This is a genomic window from Mesorhizobium sp. M0437, assembly GCF_040321335.1.
Taxonomy (GTDB): Bacteria; Pseudomonadota; Alphaproteobacteria; order Rhizobiales; family Rhizobiaceae; genus Mesorhizobium.
This window is the reverse complement of sequence record NZ_JAMYRK010000268.1, coordinates 1-531: the sequence shown is the minus strand read 5'-3', so window position 1 is coordinate 531 and position 531 is coordinate 1. Positions and strand designations below refer to the sequence as shown.

The 531-nt window shown below is 62.3% G+C and carries 1 protein-coding gene; it reads left to right on the top strand.

The window, feature by feature from the left end:
- A partial coding sequence (locus tag NKI72_RS35395; RefSeq protein ID WP_352852316.1) for an IS110 family transposase occupies positions 1–531 on the top strand: 531 nt, incomplete at both ends.

Below are 531 nucleotides of genomic sequence, written 5' to 3'. Positions count from 1 at the left end.
TCCCGCCTTGCGCATCGAGCGGATCGGGCTCGAGGCCGGACCGTTGTCGCAATGGCTGTTCGAAGGCCTGGCCAGGGCCGGTTTGCCGGCAATCTGCATCGAGACCCGACACACCAAGGCATTCCTCAAGGCGCGGCCGAACAAGACGGATCGCAATGATGCGCGCGGCATCGCACAGATGATGCGCGTCAACCTGTTCCGCCCGGTGCATGTCAAGACGCTGACGAGCCAGAAGCGCCGCGCGCTGCTGACGGCGCGCAAGCTGCTGCAGGAAAAGGCCCTCGCCATCGAGAACGACCTGCGCGGCCTGTTGCGCAATTTTGGGCTCAAGGTTGGCGTCGTCGGGACCGTCAAGTTTGAGGATCGGATTCGCGAGCTCGTCGAAGGACGCTGTGAACTGGCCGAAATTGTCACGCCGCTGCTGGAGGCGCGCTGCAAGCTGCGAGAACAGTTTACAGTTCTACATCGCAGACTTCTGAGAATCGTGCGGGACGATGAGGTCTGTCGGCGCTTGATGACGATCTCCGGCGT